The sequence below is a fragment of the Chitinophaga sp. genome (assembly GCF_035564935.1).
Lineage (GTDB): Bacteria > Bacteroidota > Bacteroidia > Chitinophagales > Chitinophagaceae > Chitinophaga.
Genome location: NZ_DATMTE010000541.1, coordinates 1 through 13,920, shown reverse-complemented (window position 1 = coordinate 13,920; position 13,920 = coordinate 1). Strand labels below are relative to the sequence as shown.

Sequence of the window (13,920 nt, the reverse complement as noted above, 5' to 3'; positions counted from 1 at the left end):
TGAGGAAAATTGAAGATGGTCCGGATGTATTTTTTATCGACCGCCACTTTATTCATGAAGTAACCAGCCCTGTGGCTTTTCTTGGAATGGAAAACAGGGGTTTAAAGGTAATGTTTCCTGAAAAGACCTTTGCCACAGCCGATCACAATACGCCTACCATCAACCAGCACTTACCAGTGCAGGACCCGCTTTCCGCCAACCAGCTGAAAGCCCTGGAAACAAATTCCAACAAATATGGTATCTCCCATTGGGGATTGGGTAATCCGAAAAATGGTATTGTGCACGTGGTAGGACCTGAAAACGGTATCACCCTGCCGGGTATGACCATTGTGTGCGGCGACTCCCACACCTCTACCCACGGTGCTTTTGGCGCTATTGCATTTGGTATTGGTACCTCTGAAGTAGAAATGGTGCTCTCCTCCCAGTGCATTATGCAGCCCAAGCCAAAGAAAATGCGGATCAACGTAACCGGTAAACTGGGTAAAGGTATTACACCGAAAGACGTAACCCTTTATATTATTTCGAGGCTCACCGCCGCCGGCGCTACCGGGTACTTCGTGGAGTATGCGGGCGATGTGTTTGAAAACATGAGCATGGAAGGCCGTATGACCGTTTGTAATATGAGTATTGAGATGGGCGCGCGCGGTGGTATCATTGCCCCCGACGAAACCACTTACAATTATATTAAAGGGCGTGAGAAAGCCCCTAAAGGCGAAGCATGGGACAAAGCCCTCGCTTACTGGAAAACACTGCGTACAGAGGAAGGCGCTACCTTCGATAAGGAATATACTTTTGATGCCGCAGATATTGAGCCGATGATCACCTATGGCACCAACCCCGGTATGGGCATGGGGATTACCAAACATATCCCTTCTGCACTGGCGGGCGACAGCAAAACCAGTTACGAAAAATCATTGCAGTACATGGGCTTTCATGAAGAAGAAGCCATGCTCGGCAAAAAAGTGGATTATGTATTCATTGGCAGCTGTACCAACGGCCGTATTGAAGACTTCCGCGCGTTTGCCTCTATTGTAAAAGGAAGAAAAAAAGCAGATCATGTTACCGCCTGGATCGTTCCCGGTTCACATATTGTAGAACAGCAGATCAAAGAAGAAGGGATCCTGGATATCCTGACAGAAGCCGGTTTCCAGCTGCGTCAGCCCGGATGTTCTGCCTGCCTGGCCATGAACGACGATAAAGTGCCGGCCGGCAAATATGCCGTGAGCACCAGTAACAGGAACTTTGAAGGCAGACAGGGACCCGGTTCCCGTACCATGCTGGCTAGTCCGCTGGTAGCGGCTGCAGCAGCAGTAACCGGCGTTGTAACCGACCCGAGAGAACTGATTGCCTAAACCTCCCTTCTTACAATATTTATAAACGATCAACGAAAAATGGCTTACGATAAATTCACGATATTAAGGAGTACAGCAGTACCCATGCCCATTGAAAATGTGGACACCGACCAGATCATTCCTGCACGCTTCCTGAAAGCAACCGAGCGCAAAGGCTTTGGCGATAACCTGTTCCGCGACTGGCGCTATGAATCAGACGGCACACCAAAAAAAGATTTCGTTTTAAACAACCCGATCTATTCCGGTAAAATACTGGTAGCGGGTAAAAACTTCGGCAGCGGCAGCAGCCGTGAACACGCCGCCTGGGCTATCTACGACTACGGGTTCCGTTGCGTAGTGTCCAGCTTCTTTGCCGATATCTTCAAAAACAACTCTTTAAACATCGGTATCTTACCCGTACAGGTAAGTCCTGAGTTCCTCGATAAAATATTCACCGCGATAGAATCCGATCCTAAAGCAGAAGTGGAAGTAAACCTGGATACACAAACCATCACCATTCCCGCTACCGGTGAAAGCGAGTCTTTTGACATCAACAGCTATAAAAAACATAACCTGATGAATGGCTATGATGATATCGATTACCTGCAGGCTATGAAGGACGAAATAAAAACATTCGCCGGTAAAAGCCTCTACTAAAACATTCCATAAGTATTATGCCAGTGACCCAGCGCCACGTTGAAATAATGGACACCACACTCCGTGACGGTGAACAAACCAGCGGAGTATCTTTTTCGCCCTCAGAGAAACTAACCATCGCTCAACTTTTACTGACCGAAGTAAAAGTGGACAGGATTGAAATTGCCTCCGCCCGGGTTTCCGAAGGCGAGTTTGCTGCGGTGAAGTCAATTACCAAATGGGCCAAAAGTAATGGCCTGTTAAATAAAGTGGAAGTGCTCACCTTCGTGGATGGGGGTGTTTCTGTAGACTGGATGCTGAAAGCCGGCGCAAAAGTAATGAACCTGCTCACCAAAGGCTCGCTGAATCATTTAACACACCAGTTAAAGAAAAAGCCCGCGGAACACTTCGCTGAAGTAGCCGCCGTGATAGCACTGGCCAGGAAAAAAGGACTGGAATGCAATGTGTACCTGGAAGACTGGAGCAATGGGATGCGCCATTCGAGGGACTATGTATTCCAGTATCTCGACTTCCTCCAAACAGTACCCGTAAAGCGCATTATGCTCCCGGATACCCTGGGCGTACTTACCCCCGATGAAGTAAAGGATTTCATTACAGACATCGTGCAACGGTATCCGGAAAGTCACTTCGATTTTCATGCGCACAACGATTACGACCTTGGCACCGCCAACGTACTGGAAGGCGTAAAAGCAGGCGCACACGGCATTCACCTTACCATTAACGGTATGGGCGAAAGAGCCGGTAATGCGTCTCTCGCCAGCGCCATTGCTGTGATGAATGATTTCCTGCCGGAAGTAAAAACATCGGTGGCGGAAACATCCCTGTATACGGTAAGCAAGCTGGTAGAAACCTTTTCAGGGTTCCGCATCCCGGTGAATAAACCGATTGTGGGGGAAAACGTATTTACACAAACAGCCGGCATTCATGCAGACGGCGACAAGAAGAACAAACTTTACTTCAGCGACCTGATGCCCGAACGCTTTGGCCGCACCCGTAAATACGCCCTGGGCAAAACCAGCGGTAAAGCCAATATAGAAAACAACCTGCAGCAGCTTGGCATCAAACTGTCGGATCCCGATCTGAAAAAAGTAACGCAACGCATCATTGAACTGGGCGACCGGAAAGAGGTGCTTACCCAGGCCGACCTGCCTTATATTATTTCTGATGTGCTGGACAGCAACCGCATCGAGGAAAAAGTGACTATAGAAAACTATGTGCTCACCCACTCTAAAAACCTGGATCCTTCCGTTGCCTTAAAGATCTCTATTAACGGGGAAGTATACGAGGAACACTCGCAGGGCGACGGCCAGTACGATGCCTTCATGAATGCACTGAAGAAAGTATACAAAAAGCTGAAAAAGGAACTGCCCCCGCTGACCGATTATGCCGTGCGCATTCCTCCCGGCGGTAAAAGCGATGCACTCTGCGAAACCATCATCACCTGGCGCCTGAATAACAAGGAATTTAAAACCAGGGGGCTGGACAGCGACCAGACGGTATCCGCGATCAAGGCCACCCAAAAAATGCTGAACCTAATCTAAACTATCAATAACAACTGAATGGCTACCAAACATATTTTAATTGTTCCGGGAGATGGAATCGGACAGGAAGTAACTGCAGTCGGAAAAAAAGTATTAGACAAGATCGCTGCAAAATTCGGACATACCTTTACATACGATGAAGCGCTGATAGGCCACGTAGCCATTGAAGCCACCGGTAACCCTTTACCGGATGAATCGCTGGAAAAGATGCGTAAATCAGACGCGGTGCTGTTTGGCGCTGTTGGTCATCCGAAATATGATAACGATCCATCCGCCAAAGTAAGACCCGAACAGGGCCTGCTGAAAATGCGCAAGGAACTGGGATTATATGCCAACCTCCGTCCTATCAAATTATTTGACGAGCTGCTGGGCGCTTCCAGCATCAAGCCCGAAATATTGAAAGGCGCCGATATCCTGTTTTTCCGGGAACTGACCGGCGATATTTACTTCGGTGAAAAAGGCAGGAAAAACGATGGCGATACCGCTTACGATATTGCTGAATACAGCCGTTATGAAGTAGAGCGCATTGCACGCAAAGCTTTTGAAGCGGCCCGCACCCGCAGGAAAAAACTCTGCTCCGTAGATAAAGCCAATGTTATTGAAACCTCCCGCCTGTGGCGCGAAGTAGTACAGAAGGTAGCGGCAGACTATCCCGATGTGGAAGTGGAACACCAGTTTGTAGACGCCACCGCCATGCTGCTGATCAAGGATCCGCGCCGCTTCGATGTAGTGGTAACCGCCAACCTTTTTGGCGATATCCTCACCGACGAAGCTTCACAGATAGCCGGCTCCATGGGTATGCTGGCCTCCGCCTCCGTAGGCGACGGCACCGGTGTATACGAGCCTATCCACGGTTCGGCACACGATATTACCGGTAAAGGCGTAGCCAACCCGCTGGCCTCCATCCTGTCTGCCGCTCTCCTGCTGGATATCTCCTTTGGCATGAAAGCCGAATCCGAAGCAGTGATCAGCGCCGTTGACGGCGTACTGAAAGCCGGCTTCCGCACCCGGGATATCGCCGATAAAGAAACCCCGGCCGATAAGATCCTGGGAACCGATGCGATGGGAGAAGAAGTGCTGAAATTACTTTAGGCAATACTGACAACATATAAAACAAAAAAACCGTCTCCATACAAGAGGCGGTTTTTCTGTTTTATATATCAGTCCCTTTTTTTATTCAATTTTGAAAGCACTGCCTCAATTCCTTCCATACGTTTTTTTACTTTCTCTGCAGCTGCGTCCAGCGTATAACCTTCATCCAGCAATTCCTTTATCAGCAGCATCTTTTTAATATTCTTATAATCATAGCGCCTGTTCTTTCCCTCTTCTTCCGTAAGACTGGTTATAATTTCCTTATCCTCCCAATAACGGATCTGGCGGGTAGGAATACCGGTGATCTGGGCTACTTCCCCGATACCTACTATTACTTTTTCTAAAAAATCATAATCGAACGAGAGATCCTTATTGTGTGCCATTTTGTAAATTATTTACAATTAATGTTGCAAAGTTAAAATAAAAGCCGTTACCTTTACGATTGTAAATTATTTACAATTAAGGCATGTTTATTTCAATTGATGCAAATATGAATACAAACAAAAAAGCGCTGATCACCGGTGGAAGCGACGGAATAGGCTTCGCCATTGCAAAGGCATTTGCAGCAAGTAGTTATGATATATTTATCACCGGCAGGGATGAAAGCAAGCTGGCAAAAGCTGCCGGGGAACTGGCAAAGGAAGGTACAGCAGTTCATACCTGGTCAGGAGACCTGGGGGCCGCCGATGCGGTGATTGCCTTAACTGCCGCCCTGAAAAGCAAATGGTCGCAACTGGATGTGCTGGTAAATAATGCAGGGATGGGGAAATTCATTCCTTTTGCTGAAACGGATGCTGCCATGCTGGAAGATCATTTAAATCTGAATGTAAAAGTGCCCTATTTTTTATCGCAGCAAATGTTGCCGCTACTGGCAACAGGCAAAGGAAGCATCATCAACATTTCGTCTTATTTTTCACACCGGATGCTCACCGGGCGTACTTCTACCGCCTACTCCCTTACCAAAGGAGCGGTAGACGCCTTTACCAAGGCGCTGGCTTTTGAGGTAGGCGTACAGGGTGTCCGGGTAAACGCCATTGCCCCGGGGAGCGTTAATACCGCCATTTTTCAATCTAACCTGCAGCGCTTAACAGATAGCGGTCAGCAGGCATTTCATGAGATGGTGAAAAATATCTATCCCCTGGGGCGTATTGGTGAACCGGAAGATATTTCCGCTGCAGCTGTTTTTCTTGCATCAGCGCAGGCACAATGGATTACGGGCAGCATTATGGCTGTTGATGGCGGATTAACCACTAATTAAACGGATTGAAAACTTTACGCCCCTGCCCAGGTCAGTTATACCAACTATTGCCACGCAAAACATGCATTGATAAAACACGTATCAGCTATAACTTATAGGTATCGTGACGGAATCTCCCCTATAAATGTCTGAATTGCACCACAACAGTATCAGCTTTGCGGGGTATGTTTGTATCACACTTAAAAACATACCATATGAGAAAAATAGTTTCCTTCATGCACGTATCCCTGGATGGTTTTGTAGCCGGACCTGCCGGGGAAATGAACTGGATCAGTGTGAATGATGAAATATTCGATTTTGCGGCACAACGCACCAACGAGGCCGACACCGCTTTGTACGGAAGGGTTACTTATGAAATGATGGACAACTACTGGCCTACCGCCGCCGATAAGCCCAATGCCTCCAAACACGACATTGAACATTCCACCTGGTATAAGCAGGTAGACAAAGTGGTATTATCCAATACGCTTAAAGGATTACAAAAAGATAAAACTACGGTGATCAGTGATGATTTCCAGGGGAAAATAAACGCACTGAAACAACTGCCCGGCAGGGAAATTATCATATTTGGCAGCCCCGGCGCTACCCAGTCGCTGATGCAGCACCAGCTGGTAGATGAGTTCTGGCTGTTTGTGAATCCTATCTTAATAGGTGAAGGTATGCCGCTGTTCAAAGGTATCCGGGAGCATGTGCACCTGAAGCTGGTGGCTTCTACCGCATTCCCGTCCAGCGGTGTGGTGTGTTTGCACTACAAAAAGAAATAACCAAAACGGCTGATAGTAACTATCAGCCGTTTGTTATTGTCTTCCTACCTGAGGCCGAGCTTATCCAGCACATGGTTAACTACCCTGTCGCAGCGGATAAGATGGAACGGAAACACCAGGTCGTTTTTATAGTAATCAGCGATCTTTCCCCGCAGCATCAGCCGGGCCCTGATATACCTTACCTTTACATTTACCGCGGAAATATTCAAAGCGGCTGCTGTAGCGGCCACATTCAGTCCTTCTATCTCCCTCATTACAAATACCAGCCGGTATTTTTCCGGCACCTGTAACAGGGCCAGCTCCAGTGCCCTTCCCAGCTCCTTATTGATCACCTTGGATACAGGCGACTCTTTTATGCCTGCGGCATTCGACGGGTGATGGTCGTCTAGCACGGATATATCTTCACTGGCCAGCCGGTTCCTTTTCTTCAGCAGCTGGCTGCACTCATTGATCAGGATCCTGGTAAGCCAGGTGCCAAAGGACGATTCCTGCCTGAACTTATCGAGATTCAGATAGGCATTGATATAGGTGGTTTGCATCGCGTCTTCCGCATCCATATCATTGTCCAGCATGGTCATTCCGATCCTGAACAGGCGGGCATTGTGACGCCGCATCAGCTGTTCATACAGTTTGGGTTCCCCGGCAAGTACTTTATTGATCAGATCATTGTCGATTTCGGTGTCTGTTTGTTGCAGTGTAGTCATTATTATTTCATTAGGATGGTTATTCTGACAGGAAGTTACAAAAACTTCTATGTTTTTGTAACCATCCGGAATTTTTATACTCTAATAAGTAAAAGGGGCTGTCAACTCCCCTCATTATTAAACTAACCCAATTTTGTGAAGTATGCCAATGCAACCAAATAATGTTTTTCATCTTCCCGGCATAAAAATGCCTGAGCTGACCCATCAGAAGATCCAGGAGTTGAAAACAACCACCAAAGGAAAGCTCATTACCGGTACCGCTATCGGGGCATTCCCGGCGCTGGTAAAATCAATGGAAACTGCGTTGCAGGACCAGCTGGCGCAATATGATCACATCAAACAACATGAAAGGGACAATGCCCAGCGGAAAATGCTGGTGCTGGAAATGCTGGACGATCACCTCTACCTTGAATTTGCCTATCATATCATGTTCATTAAATGGCGGGAACAGCAGATCAGTAAAGCTTCCTGATACCGGCTGCCTGGCAGATGCTGCTTATTTCATTAAAACTATACATTTGCAAACAAACAAATGGTATGGAGAATTACAGCATCGTCATTTTTATACTGGCTATCATGATCATCCTGTCTGCCATGGCAGACAAAATAAGGCTACCTTACCCTGTGCTGCTGATCTCCGCGGGAATAGGTATCGGGTTTATTCCGGCCCTGCCTAATATCACGCTGAACCCGGATATTGTGTTCCTGATATTTCTCCCGCCATTGCTGTACGACGCTGCGTTTAATATCTCCCCCCAGGAATTCAGAACCAATTTTAATACTATCGGTACGCTGGCCATTGGCCTGGTGTTCATGACCGCAGCGGCCATCGCCGTTATTGCGCATTACCTCATTCCCGGTATGAGCTGGCCCCTGGCTTTTGTGCTGGGCGCTATCCTCTCGGCCACCGATGCCGTGGCAGCCATGAGCATTACCAAAGGGCTGGGGCTTTCCCATAAAACGGTGACCATCCTGGAAGGCGAAAGCCTTATCAACGATGCTTCCGCGCTGGTAACCTATCACTTTGCCATTGCAGCAGCCATGGGCACCGCCTTTGTATTCTGGAAGGCGTCGCTGGAATTTGCCGTACTGATGGCAGGCGGTGTACTGGCCGGTATGGTGATGAGCAGGATCCTTGCAGTGATCCTGAAAATGGTACATCACAACGACCTGGTAACGATCAGCTTTATGCTGCTGATGCCTTTCGTTACCTACCTGATGGCAGAGGAACTACATGTTTCCGGCGTGATTGCCGTAGTGATGCTGGGGCTGCTGATTTCAAGGTTCAGCGGAAAAGTGTTTCCTGAAAAATTAAAACAGCAGTCGAGAAATATCTGGGACATCATCATCTTCCTGTTAAACGGCCTTATCTTCATTCTCATCGGGCTGCAATTCCCTTATATCATCAAAAGTATTCCCGGCAACCAGATCTGGACCTATATCGGCTACGGGTTTATTATTACCGTGGTGGCGCTGTTACTGCGCATGGGCAGGGTATTTCTTCAGCAGATCAACCTGGACCAGGCTTTCAAAAAAGGGAAAGGAAGAATTACGGAAAACGCCTTACTGGATTTCAAGAACAGCCTGATCATCAGCTGGTCGGGCATGCGGGGCATTGTGTCCCTGGCCATTGCCATTAACCTGCCGCTCACGCTGAAAGACGATGCGCCTTTCCCGGAGCGGAATGCCATCCTGTTTATTTCTATAGTGGTGGTATTGATCACCCTTATTGGCCAGGGCATTTCTTTACCCTGGATTGTAAAAGCGGTAAAACTTTCGCCGGGAGATAAAAAAACGCAACATTGATATCCTGCTGCGTTTTTTTTACGGGAGATTATATTGTGCGTAGCGTATATTTTCCTGCGGGCAATTCAAAAAGCGTATAGCCGTTCCTGGTACCTTTCTTTTTCATATAACCACTGCTTTCCTTTACACGGGCGGCTTCCTGCTCCGGTAGTTCCACGGTGGCCGTACAATTGGGCGGTACGCTTACTTCAAGGGTAAGCCTGTTGCCCTCCCGCTGCCAGGCCGTTTTAATTTCCCCGGCAGAAGCGTTGAAGGAAGCATGCGCCCATTTCAGCTGCGCAGCTGTGAGCAATGGCGGTCGCACCACGAAATGCCGGAACCCTTTCCCCGATTGCGGATCCTGGCGGATGCCTGCTACTCCATTAATATACCATGCACCGGGATAGAGATAGGAACTATGCAGCAGGGAATGCCCCGGCAGGTCCTTTTCCCACATTTCCCAGATAGTAGTGGCGTCGTTGGCTTTCATATAGCCCCAACCGGGATAGGTGGTTTGAGAGGTCATGCTGTAAATGAGATCATCGCGGCCTTCATCACGCAGCAGTTTGAACAGGAGCGCACCGCCGGTGATACCCACATGGATATGACCTTTACGGTTCACGAGGATCTCTGTTTCCAGTCTTTTCATTACGGCAGCGCGTTCTGCCGGTGGTGGCACTTCTGCCAGCAAGGCCGCTGCCAGGTTGGCCATGGAGCTGTCGGAATAGCTATGGTCTGCTGCATTGTAGAATTTTGCGTTGATGGCGGCAGCTGCATCGGCGGCTTGTTGCTCCCAATGTTGGGCATCGGCATTTTTGCCCAGTACCCTGGCAATTTTTGCGGCCGTGCGTAAATTAAATACGCGGTAGCTGTTGTTCAGGCAAACGGTTTGCGGCTTATTGTTATTCATGCCCTCTGCGGTAGCGCCCGGCCAGAGCCAGTCGCCCAGGAAATCCCAGGGGCCGCCAAACCTTTTGAGCAAATGGTTTTCCGTTTGCGTATCCAGGAAAGCCAGCCAGTTCTTTATCATCTCGAAATTCTTCTCCAGCACTCTCCTGTCGCCCTCCTGCTGATACAGGAACCAGGGCAGCGATACACAGATACCGCCCCATGCGGGTCCTCCGCCACCCATAAAAGTGGGGGCGGTATGCGGCAGGATGCCTTTATGCAAATGGCGGCCGCTCATGACGCCCTTATGCGCCCAGGCGGTATCGTACATATCGCCTACAATGGATTCTGTTCCCTGTACATCGCGCCAGTCTTCCATCCATTTGGTATAAAAAGCGCCGAGGTGATAATTGAACATCCCTGTTTCGCAGGTGGCATGTGCATCGCCGCCGTAGCCGAGGCGTTCGCGTTGGGGGCAATCCACGATATAGCCGCCCAGCGACAGGTTCTCATAGGTCCAGCGCACCCGGTCGTAGATCCAGTTCTGCAGCGAATCGGAGCAGGCAAAAGTGGTGGCGGATCTGTAATCCGTGCGTACCAGCCAGCCACGGATATCTTCGGGAGCAGGTTTGTATTTTAGTCCGCGTATAGTGATCCATCTCCCTGAGCTGTAATTAAAGCGATTACGGAACTCCCCTTCCCCGCTTTTCCCGATGACATAAGCGCTGTGCAGGCCGAAGGTCATATCCATCTGTTCCCGCTCGGAATATTGGAAATCGATCCGGTCGCCGGGGTTACCCTTTACGCGGATGGCGGTCCACCCGGCGAAATTAACGCCCATGTCTACACGAAAACTGCCATCCGGCCGGGCCTCTATAGAGCGGGGCTTTATTTCGTTCATCACTTTATTGGGTTCCGTCATTTGGGCCGAAAGCAGCAGGTGGGGGTGATATTCCGTAGCGCCGCGCCAGGTACTTTCATCGGCCTCAATGGTGTTCCAGTTATCTGTTTCCTTACCGGCATCCCATAATTCCCCTCCCATACGGTTGGAGTTCCATACGCCCAGCAGCTTATTGGGACTGGGATGTGTGAGCCAGGTAGCATCTGTTGTAAGGAGCAGCGCGGGTGCTGCCGCATCTTTGTTATAAATGGCTGCCTGTGCAGTAACGATGGGCGTTTGAGGCTTACCCGGCGCAATGTAGGGTCCGAAAATAGACCAGGAAGTGCCCAGCCAGATAGTGATCACGTTCTTTCCCGGGCGAAGCGCCGCAGCGATATCGTAGGTGACATAGCGGGCTCTTTTGGCGTGATTGGTAACGGCAGGAGCCATCACGCCGTCGCCTATCTTTTTTCCATTCACATACAACTCATGAAACCCTACGGAAGCGATGAAGATATTGGCTTTCCGCGGTTGTGCCGTAAGGTTGAACGTTTTACGGAACCAGGGATCGGAGATATTGCAATCGCGCTGCCGCGGATCAAAGATCTCATCCGTGCCTATCCAGGCGGCCTTCCAGTGGCCCGGTTGCAGGATACCGGTGGTCCATACAGCAGCGGGGCTCCACTCAGACACCCGTCCTTTCTCATCTTTTACGCTTACTTTCCAGTAATACGACTGGTCGTCCTGCAAGGGTTTGCCTTTGTATACAATATGCTGCATATCGTCGGTATTCACCCAGCCGGAGTTCCAGATGCCGCCTTTATTCTCCTCCAGCTCCTTTGCCGTAGCTGCTACCAGGATGCGGTAAGCGGTTTGCCGCTGGGCATGGGCATTGCTATCCGTGGCCTGCAGCGTCCAGCTGAGGCGGGGTTGCAACTCATCGATTCCCAGAGGATCTGCGAGGTATTCACAACGGAGGTTCGCCGGCAATACAGACGACTGCCCCGCGGCGCAAATAGTGGCCGTGCAGAGCACCAGCAACAGCCAAAGGGAATACGTATTTTTCATAATGGACAATACAGCACTTTTATGCTGTGATATTAAAATTAAAAATCCGCCCGGGCAACCTGTACCATCCTGCAGTGGTTAACTGCCCTGAGAATTGTATCTTTATAAAAAGCATATACTTTCTATCCACTGTTAAAGGATGTGTGAATGAAAAAAACACTGCTGCTTTTCTGTTGCCTTATCTTATTGATCCTTCCTGCCGTTGCACGCCAGGAACCGCCGGACACGGTTAAAACCGGCATATATGTAACCAGCATCCACGATATCGACTTCAAAGAAAGTGAATACACCGTGAACCTGTGGCTGTGGCTTACCTATAAAAATAAGGCATTCGATTTTATCCAGAACCTGGAAATCCCGCAGGCTAAAACCTTTACCAAATCCTATTCCACCATCGACTCGTCCGGAGGCAGGATTTACCTGCTGATGAAACTGCAATGCGTGATGAAAGATTCCTGGCGGATCAACAACTTTCCCTTCGACCGGCAACGGCTACGGTTCTCCATTGAAAACTCGCAATTTGATGCCAGTTCGCTGGTGTTTTCGGTAGATTCACTCGGTAAGCACTTCGATCCCCGTTTTACACTCAGGGGCTGGAACATCGACAGCTTCAGGATCAACACCGGGATTAAAGCCTATGAAACTGCCTTTGGCGATAACAGCATTCCTGCGCCACATACGGAATACAGTAACTTTACCGTGAGAATAGGGATAGACCGGGATGCTACCCAGTTATTCTGGAAGATGTTCCTCGGCATGTATGTTTCCTTCCTGATCGCCTATCTCTGCTTTTATATACATGCAGATAATATTGACTCCCGGTTCGGTCTTGGCGTGGGATCATTGTTCGCTGCTATTGGTAATAAATACATCATCGACTCTTCCCTCCCCGATTCCACTACATTCACACTGGTGGATACGCTGCATGGTGTTACGCTGTTTTTCATTTTCGTGGTGATCACTTCTTCCGCATGGTCGCTGCAGCTTATTAAAGCGGGAAAAACGGAGCAGAGCCGCCGCCTGGATAAAAGGTTATCGCTGGTGGTACCACTGATGTATGTGTTACTGAATGTGTATTTTATTGCGGGGGCGGTGTATGGGAGATAGCTCCTACTTCTTCTTCACCTTATAAAAACTAATCACCCTTCTCTGCTCAAAGCCCATATGCGCATACAACCTTATAGCGCGTTCATTCGACAACGCTACATGCAAAAAAGATGTGATGCCTTCTCCGGTATGCTTATAACACAGCTGTGTGATCAGCTTCTGCGCATAGCCGCGGCCGGTATGATCCGGGTGGGTGCAAATAGCGCTCAGCTCTGTAAAGCCGGTGAGGCGTATCCGTTCGCCGGCCATAGCAATCAATATTCCATTGTGCCGAATGCCGTAATAATTGCCTAACAGCCGCGTACCTGGATTGTAATACCCGGGTTGAATACTGTTAATGAGTGCATACATATCATCCGCATCTTCAGGGCCTAGCAGGGATATCATGGCGGCGTCTTCTTCCGTAAGTGGTGGTGGCATGGACCGTAGCACCATCTGCGCGCAGGGCAGTTCGCTTTCTTTGGTCCAGTTACCCGGCAGTTCCGGCAATCCGCCGATGATATAAAACGATTCTCCTGCATTCATCCAGGGATCCAGCGCTGCAATACTATTATCATTTGTTTGCTTACAGGCCACAAAAGGGACTATTCCCTGCCGGTATCTTTTTGCATGATCCGTCCCTTCTGCAAAGTGCGTGTGTTCACTGGTTAACGCTTCCCAGGCGGGATTATCTAAAACGGTTTCCTTCATACGTCTAATTTATGTATTTATAAGAAGAAACCGGGAGGCGGAAACATGTTTTCTTTTGTAACTAACGTGAACGAATATATTTTTTTTAGAAAGATGCCGGTGAAGCAAGGCTTTAATAAAAGGGAAAAGGCTGCATCATTTATTTATGATACAGC

At 48.9% G+C, this 13,920-nt stretch carries 13 protein-coding genes; 9 read left to right on the top strand and 4 right to left on the bottom strand.

Annotated elements, in window-relative coordinates; genetic code table 11:
* The 4 genes from leuC to leuB all read left to right on the top strand — a co-directional run.
* The coding region (gene leuC / locus VN105_RS14060; protein ID WP_414647243.1) for a 3-isopropylmalate dehydratase large subunit at nucleotides 1-1,352 on the top strand (1,352 nt) is incomplete at its 5' end.
* A gap of 39 nt (nucleotides 1,353-1,391) precedes the next feature.
* The gene (gene leuD, locus VN105_RS14055; protein WP_325641914.1) at nucleotides 1,392-1,988 is read left to right on the top strand and encodes a 3-isopropylmalate dehydratase small subunit; all 597 of its coding nucleotides are present in this window, start codon (nucleotides 1,392-1,394) and stop codon (nucleotides 1,986-1,988) included.
* Between the two features lie 17 nt (nucleotides 1,989-2,005).
* Nucleotides 2,006-3,529, top strand: a complete 1,524-nt coding sequence (locus tag VN105_RS14050) for an alpha-isopropylmalate synthase regulatory domain-containing protein (protein WP_325641912.1) — start codon at nucleotides 2,006-2,008, stop codon at nucleotides 3,527-3,529.
* A gap of 18 nt (nucleotides 3,530-3,547) precedes the next feature.
* Nucleotides 3,548-4,621, top strand: coding sequence for a 3-isopropylmalate dehydrogenase (gene leuB, locus VN105_RS14045; RefSeq protein ID WP_325641910.1), 1,074 nt, complete (start codon nucleotides 3,548-3,550; stop codon nucleotides 4,619-4,621).
* Nucleotides 4,622-4,689: 68 nt separating this feature from the next.
* Here the strand turns inward: leuB and VN105_RS14040 are convergent, their stop codons facing one another.
* Nucleotides 4,690-5,004 (bottom strand): MerR family transcriptional regulator, encoded by a 315-nt coding sequence (locus VN105_RS14040; protein ID WP_325641908.1) that lies wholly within the window; start codon nucleotides 5,002-5,004, stop codon nucleotides 4,690-4,692.
* Between the two features lie 107 nt (nucleotides 5,005-5,111).
* Here VN105_RS14040 and VN105_RS14035 point away from each other — a divergent pair, with 107 nt between their 5' ends.
* Together VN105_RS14035 and VN105_RS14030 are read left to right on the top strand one after the other, a co-directional pair.
* Nucleotides 5,112-5,879 carry an SDR family oxidoreductase gene (locus VN105_RS14035; RefSeq protein WP_325641906.1) on the top strand — a complete coding sequence of 256 codons (768 nt, stop codon included), beginning with the start codon at nucleotides 5,112-5,114 and terminating at the stop codon, nucleotides 5,877-5,879.
* A gap of 194 nt (nucleotides 5,880-6,073) precedes the next feature.
* A complete protein-coding gene (locus VN105_RS14030; protein ID WP_325641904.1) occupies nucleotides 6,074-6,643 on the top strand; it encodes a dihydrofolate reductase family protein in 570 nt (189 codons plus the stop codon).
* 44 nt (nucleotides 6,644-6,687) lie between these two features.
* Here VN105_RS14030 and VN105_RS14025 read toward each other — a convergent pair whose 3' ends face one another.
* Nucleotides 6,688-7,347, bottom strand: a complete 660-nt coding sequence (locus tag VN105_RS14025; RefSeq protein WP_325641902.1) for a sigma-70 family RNA polymerase sigma factor — start codon at nucleotides 7,345-7,347, stop codon at nucleotides 6,688-6,690.
* A 142-nt stretch (nucleotides 7,348-7,489) separates the two neighbouring features.
* On the opposite strand from VN105_RS14025, the gene VN105_RS14020 reads away from it, so the two are divergent.
* Nucleotides 7,490-7,819 carry a hypothetical protein gene (locus VN105_RS14020; RefSeq protein WP_325641900.1) on the top strand — a complete coding sequence of 110 codons (330 nt, stop codon included), beginning with the start codon at nucleotides 7,490-7,492 and terminating at the stop codon, nucleotides 7,817-7,819.
* A 65-nt stretch (nucleotides 7,820-7,884) separates the two neighbouring features.
* Nucleotides 7,885-9,153 carry a Na+/H+ antiporter gene (locus VN105_RS14015; protein WP_325641898.1) on the top strand — a complete coding sequence of 423 codons (1,269 nt, stop codon included), beginning with the start codon at nucleotides 7,885-7,887 and terminating at the stop codon, nucleotides 9,151-9,153.
* 28 nt (nucleotides 9,154-9,181) lie between these two features.
* Here the strand turns inward: VN105_RS14015 and VN105_RS14010 are convergent, their stop codons facing one another.
* Complete coding sequence (locus VN105_RS14010) at nucleotides 9,182-11,968, bottom strand: family 78 glycoside hydrolase catalytic domain (RefSeq protein ID WP_325641896.1); 2,787 nt, start codon at nucleotides 11,966-11,968, stop codon at nucleotides 9,182-9,184.
* A 147-nt stretch (nucleotides 11,969-12,115) separates the two neighbouring features.
* Between VN105_RS14010 and VN105_RS14005 the strand changes: the two genes are divergently transcribed.
* On the top strand, nucleotides 12,116-13,075 hold the full coding sequence (locus tag VN105_RS14005) for a hypothetical protein (RefSeq protein WP_325641894.1): 960 nt from the start codon (nucleotides 12,116-12,118) through the stop codon (nucleotides 13,073-13,075).
* A 3-nt stretch (nucleotides 13,076-13,078) separates the two neighbouring features.
* Here the strand turns inward: VN105_RS14005 and VN105_RS14000 are convergent, their stop codons facing one another.
* Entirely contained in the window at nucleotides 13,079-13,765 is a 687-nt protein-coding gene (locus VN105_RS14000) for a GNAT family N-acetyltransferase (protein ID WP_325641892.1), read from the bottom strand.
* Nucleotides 13,766-13,920 lie beyond the last annotated feature (155 nt).